Raw genomic sequence first — 5,945 nt, 5'->3', positions numbered from 1 at the left:
CGGCGACACCCCGGACGGCGACACCCGGGGCGGTGCGACCCCCGACCACGACCCGCGTCTGTTCCCCAGGGTCACGGCCTACCGGTTCCGGCGCGGCACCCTGCGTCCGGGGCAGCAGCGGAACTGGGAGGAACACTGGCCGACCTACGGCCGCAACGTGGCGGACGACCTCGTCGACCCGCAGGCCCTGTTCGGTCGCGTCGCGCCGCTGATCGTGGAGATCGGCTCCGGGACCGGGACGTCGACCGCGGCGATGGCGGCCGACGAGCCCGACGTGGACGTGATCGCGGTGGAGGTCTACCAGCCGGGTCTGGCCCAGCTCCTGGGGATGATCCTGCGCGAGGGGCTCGAGAACGTCCGGATGATCCGCGGCGACGGGGTGGACGTGCTGACCAACATGATCGCGCCGTCGAGCCTGACCGGCGTGCGCGTGTTCTTCCCGGATCCGTGGCCCAAGGCCCGCCACCACAAGCGGCGGCTCCTGCAGTCGGGCACGTTCGAACTGATCTCCTCGCGCCTCCGTCCCGGCGGTGTGCTCCACGTGGCCACCGACCACGCGGACTATGCCGACTGGATCGCCGAGACCGGCGACGCGGAACCCTCACTCGAGCGGCTCGACGCCACGACCGGGGCCGGACACGTACCGTTCAGTCTGAAAAGACCCGTGACGAAGTTCGAGGGCAAGGGTCTGCAGGAGGAGCGAGTGATCAACGAGTTCCTCTGGCGTCGTAGAGACTGACAACCCCGTATCTACAAGAAGACCGAGGCAGCAGACGATGACCCCACCTGACGGACCGGACGCCCACGACCTCTCCGACGTGGTGCCGCCCGACGCCCCGGGCCTGGTGCTGCTCGTCTGGGACGCCCCCAACGTGGACATGGGCCTGGGCTCGATCCTCGGCGGCCGTCCCACGGCCGTGTACCGTCCCCGTTTCGACGCGCTCGGGCGGTGGCTGCTCGGGTACGCGGCCGAGTTGTCGGTGACCACCAACGACACCCTCGAGGCCGAGGCGACCGTCTTCACCAACATCGTCCCGGGCACCTCGGACAACGTCCGCCCCTGGGTCGAGGCCCTGCGCAACGTCGGCTTCGCCGTCTTCGCCAAGCCCAAGACCAGCGAAGACTCCGATGTCGACGACGACATGCTCGAGCACATCGACCGGCGCGCCGAGTCCGGCAGGCTCGCCGGTGTCGTGGTGGCCTCCGCCGACGGCCAGGCGTTCCGCGAGCCGTTGGAGGAGCTCGCCGACGAGGTCCCCGTCACCGTCATCGGGTTCCGGGAGCACGCCACCTGGGCCGTCCAGCACGACACGATCCGATTCCTCGACCTCGAGGACATCCCAGGCGTGTTCCGGGAGCCCCTGCCCCGGGTCAGCTTGGAGAACCTGCCCGACGAGGGTGCCTGGCTGCAGCCGCTCCGGCCGCTCACCGCCCTGCTCAACTCGCGTTAGGAGCGCGCAGCCGTGTTCAACTCACTCGGAGGGTTCGTCGCCCGCCGCCGCGTCCCCGTCCTGCTCTTCATGGTCCTGGTCATGGCCGCCCTCAGCGTCGCGGGCAGCATGTTCGGCAACGCCTTCGGTCAGGGGGGCTTCGAGGACCCGAAGAGCGGGTGGGCGACCGCCGAGCGGCTCGAGCAGGAGGCGTACGGCCGCGACGCGCTCGGCGACGTCGTCGTCACCTATCACGCCCCCGAGGGCACCACGGTCGACGATCCCGCGTTCCAGGACCCCGTCCGGGCCTCGCTCGACGCGATCCGCGACGAGTTCCCTGACGAGGTCACCGGCGTGACCAGCTTCGTCTACAACCAGTCCCCCGCCCTGGTCAACCGTGACGAGGGCATCGCGGTGGCCTCGATCCAGCTGGCGGGCGAGGAGGAGGAGATCCTCGAGAACTTCCGGGTGATCGAGAACCGGATCGACGTCGACGGCATCGAGACCGACGTCGCCGGCGTCCAGGCGGTCGCGGGAGCGCTGCAGGACGGCATGGACGCCGACCTCGTCCGGGCGGAGCTCATCGCGCTGCCCCTGGTGTTCGTCCTGCTCATCGTGGTGTTTGGCGGCGTGGTGGCCGCGTTCCTGCCGGTGGCCGTGGGCATCCTGACGATCCTCGGGTCGATCGGCGCCCTGCACCTGCTGTCGTTGGTGGTGCCGGTCAACTCGTTCGCCCAGAACGTGGTCACGCTGATCGGCCTGGGGCTGGCGATCGACTACGGCCTGTTCGTGGTGAGCCGGTTCCGGGAGGAGATGGCCGAGGGGTACCCACCGGTCGTCGCCGTGCGCAGAGCCGTGGCCACCGCCGGCCGCACCGTGGTGTTCTCGGCCGTCATGGTGGGCGTGACCCTGTCCGGGCTGCTGATCTTCCCGCAGGACTTCCTCAAGTCGGTGGCCTATGGGGCGATCGCCGCCGTCATCCTGGCCGCGCTGCTGTCGGTGACGCTGCTCCCGGCGGTGCTGGTGATGTTGGGGCACCGCGTCGACATGCTCGGCATCACGCGCCTGCAGCGGCACCGCACCCGCGAGCAGGTGGAGAACGGGCTGTTCGGCCGGGTCGCCGACTTCTCGATGAAGCACCCGGTGGCGGTGGCGGTGCCCGTCGTGGTGGTCCTCGTGGCGCTCATCATCCCGTTCTCCGGGGTCAAGTTCGGCGGCATCAACGAGACCTACCTCCCGCCGGACAACACCACGCGCGTGGCGCAGGAGCAGTACGACCAGAACTTCCCCGGCACCCGCACCGACCCGATCAAGCTCGTCGTGATCGGATCGGACGGCACCACGCTCTCGCAGATCCGCGCCGAGGCCAACAACGCGCCCGGGCTCACCGGTCCGTTCCAGTTCGCCCGGTCCGGACAACAGGACGACCAGGGCCGCGACGTGGTGGTCCTGCAGTCCGGTCTGGTCGACCGCAACTCACCGGCCGAGACCGTCGAGTACCTGCAGCAGTTCCCGATCCCCGCCGGCACCGAGGTCCACGTGGGCGGGAACCCGGCCATGGAGTCCGACTCGGTCGACGCGCTGGTCGACGGACTCCCGTGGTTCGTGCTGTACGTGCTGGTCGCCACCACGATCCTGATGTTCCTGGCGTTCGGCTCGCTGGTGCTGCCCATCAAGGCGGCGATCATGAACCTGCTGGGCCTGGGCGCCACGCTCGGGATCCTCACGTGGATCTTCGTCGACGGGCACCTCGCCGACCTGCTCGGCTTCACACCGGGGCCGCTCACCTCGCCCGTGGTGGTGCTGCTGATGGCGATCATCTACGGGTTGTCCACGGACTACGAGGTGTTCCTGGTGTCCCGGATGGTCGAGGCGCGATCCCGGGGCGCCAGGACCGCCGAGGCCATCCGCAGCGGCGTGGCCAACACCGGTCGGATCATCACCTCGGCCGCGCTGATCCTCATCGTGGTGACCGGCGCGTTCGCGTTCTCGGACATCGTGATGATGAAGTACATCGCGTTCGGCATGATCGCCGCCCTGATCATCGACGCCACGGTGATCCGCATGCTGCTGGTGCCCGCGGTCATGCAGATGCTGGGCACCGACAACTGGTGGGCCCCCCGGTGGATGAAGCGGGTCCAGGAGCGGATCGGCCTGGGCGAGGCCGAGATCGGCGACGAGCCCGAACACCTGCAGGGCGGCCCTGCCCGGGTCGGGTCGGCGGGACCGGTCAGGGTCACGGAGACGGGCGTCCCTGACACCGCACCCGCCGGACCTGTCGCGGGGAGCCCCACTGACGGACCCTCCGTGGCGGAGGGGACGCAGGCGCCGGGATCGGCGGTGGGGCTCCTCGAGCGCGAGCCCGAAGCGGAACCTGTGCGCGAACCGGAACCTGTGCGCGAGTCGGAACCTGTGCGCCAACCCGCGCCCGAACCTGTGCGCGAGCCCGAACCCGACCTCCGGACCGCGCCCCGGCCCGAGCACCGTCGTCGGGACGGGGGCGGCGGGGAGAAGATCCCCGCCGCGGAGCTGATCGCCCGGCTCCGGCAGGAGCGGGAGCGGGAGAGGGAACGGGATCGCGACGCGTGAGGCCCCGCCCGACCTCCGGAGTGTGAACCTGGGCCGAGGCCGGTCCGCGGGTTATGGTGGCGGGATGAAGGGGACCCGGGGCGCCGTCCTGCGCCGTCGTGTCCGGGTGGTCCTGGTCAACCCCTGGTTCAAGGCCTTGGCGACCCTGGCCGTCCTGGGCTTCGTCCTCTACTGGCTCCGCGGGCAGATGCCGTTCTTCGCCGAGGGGTTCTCGGCGGTCACCAGCCCGCACTGGGGTTGGGTCGCGGTGGCGCTGGTGTTCTCCTACCTCTCCATGTCCAGCTACGGCTCGGTGCAGAAGGTGCTGCTGCAGTCGGCGGGCGTCAGGGTGGGGCACTGGGCGAGCGTCGGTCTGGTCTTCTCCGCCAACGCGTTCTCGACCTGCATCCCCGGCGGGCAGGTCTTCGGAACCACCCTGACCTACCGGAAGACCCGCCAGTGGGGCGCGACCCGGGTGGTGGCGTCGTGGCAACTGGTGATCTCCGGAGTGCTGTCCACGGTGGGGATCGTGCTGCTCGCGTTGATGGGCTTCTTCCTGGTGGGCCGTGTGTCCAACCCGTTCCTGCTGATGGTGTCCGCGATCGGCCTCGTGGCGATCGTGGTGGTGGTGCAGTGGGCCGCCAGGAACCCCGACAGGATCGAGGAGGCCCTGCTGTCGTTGTTGGCGTGGGTCAACGCCCGGCGCCGCCGGCCCGCCGACCACGGTGCGACCGGGGTCCGCAAGATCGTGGAGCAGGCCGAGGCGGTCGAGATGACCAAGACCCAGTTCTCCAAGGCCTTCGCGTTCTCACTCCTCAACTGGGTCGCCGACATCGGCTGCCTGTGGGCGGCCGCCCACGCGGTCGGCGCCCAGCCCAGCATCGGCGGTCTGTGTATCGCCTACGTCACCGGCAAGATCGTGGCCTCCGCGCCGATCACCCCCGGTGGTCTGGGAACGGTCGAGTTCGCGCTCATCACCGCGCTCACCGCGGGCGGGCTCGGTGCGCACCAGGCGTTCGCGGCGGTGTTCCTCTACCGCATCGTCAGCTTCGTCCTCGTGGCGCTGGCGGGGTGGGTGGTCTTCTTCCTCTTCTACCGCGGTGCGGTGGAGATCGATCCGGATGCCGAACCCGCGGAGGACGACACCCCGCGCGAGGACGCCTCGTCGTCGTCGCCCCGCCTCCACCCCGACCAACCAGCCGTGATCGCCGCCCCGCCCGCCGGTCTCGCCGCGATGTGGCCGATGAGGGGCACGCCGTGGCGCGCCACCGTCCCCCGCGACTCCGGGCCGATCCCCCTCCTGCGCGTCCGGGAGGACGGGACCCGGGACGCCGGGGAGGGTGAGGCCTCCTGCTCGCTGGGCGGCGGCGAGCACCGTGACGAGAGGGATAGGTGAGCCGAGTGGCCCTGCCGCTGATGTTCCTGCTGGACGCCGTGCTCGTGGGGGTGTTCGCGACCTTCGGGCGCGGCGCCCATTCCGAGGGCCTCGGGATCGGGCAGGTGTGGGGGACGGCGTGGCCGTTCCTGGTGGGTCTGGTGGTGGGGTGGGTCGTGGTGCTCGCCACGCGCCGCGACCCCGGGACCATCCGGTCGGGTGTCCAGGTGTGGGTCGCCACCCTCGTCGGCGGGATGCTGATCCGCGGGATCGGTGACGGACGGGTGCCGCACTGGAGCTTCATGGTGGTGGCCGCGATCGCCACCGGGGTGTTCCTCCTGGGCTGGCGGGCGCTGCGCGCGGCGGTGTCCCGGCGCCGGTCGGCCTAGCTCGTCAGAACCCCTAGCGGAACTCGGGCGGGATCTGGTCGAGCATGTGGGCCGGGACGGTGACGGTCTCGGGCAGTCGGACGCCGTCCGGGGCGGGCAGTCCCTCCGGGACCACGATGGTGACCGGTTCCGCGCGTCCTCCGGCGACGGGGGCGGGGGCGGGATCGAGGACGGGTGCCGGCG

Annotated in this window: 5 protein-coding genes; all 5 read left to right on the top strand. The window is 70.7% G+C overall.

Features of this window, described 5'->3' with window-relative positions:
• The first annotated feature begins 58 nt into the window (after positions 1-58).
• The 5 genes from trmB (at position 59) to G6018_RS06625 (ending at position 5,762) form a co-directional block, all read left to right on the top strand.
• A complete protein-coding gene (trmB, locus tag G6018_RS06645) occupies positions 59-739 on the top strand; it encodes a tRNA (guanosine(46)-N7)-methyltransferase TrmB (RefSeq protein ID WP_187700315.1) in 681 nt (226 codons plus the stop codon).
• Between the two features lie 37 nt (positions 740-776).
• A complete protein-coding gene (locus tag G6018_RS06640) occupies positions 777-1,451 on the top strand; it encodes an NYN domain-containing protein (RefSeq protein WP_179523595.1) in 675 nt (224 codons plus the stop codon).
• A gap of 12 nt (positions 1,452-1,463) precedes the next feature.
• The gene (locus G6018_RS06635; protein ID WP_182639212.1) at positions 1,464-4,019 is read left to right on the top strand and encodes an MMPL family transporter; all 2,556 of its coding nucleotides are present in this window, start codon (positions 1,464-1,466) and stop codon (positions 4,017-4,019) included.
• A 64-nt stretch (positions 4,020-4,083) separates the two neighbouring features.
• Positions 4,084-5,394, top strand: coding sequence for a YbhN family protein (locus G6018_RS06630; RefSeq protein WP_179523593.1), 1,311 nt, complete (start codon positions 4,084-4,086; stop codon positions 5,392-5,394).
• Between the two features lie 20 nt (positions 5,395-5,414).
• Positions 5,415-5,762 (top strand): DUF3054 domain-containing protein, encoded by a 348-nt coding sequence (locus G6018_RS06625; protein ID WP_182639213.1) that lies wholly within the window; start codon positions 5,415-5,417, stop codon positions 5,760-5,762.
• Positions 5,763-5,945: the final 183 nt, after the last annotated feature.

The organism is Dietzia sp. DQ11-44, assembly GCF_014145205.1.
GTDB lineage: Bacteria > Actinomycetota > Actinomycetes > Mycobacteriales > Mycobacteriaceae > Dietzia > Dietzia natronolimnaea.
This window is presented reverse-complemented; position numbering and strand designations above follow the sequence as displayed.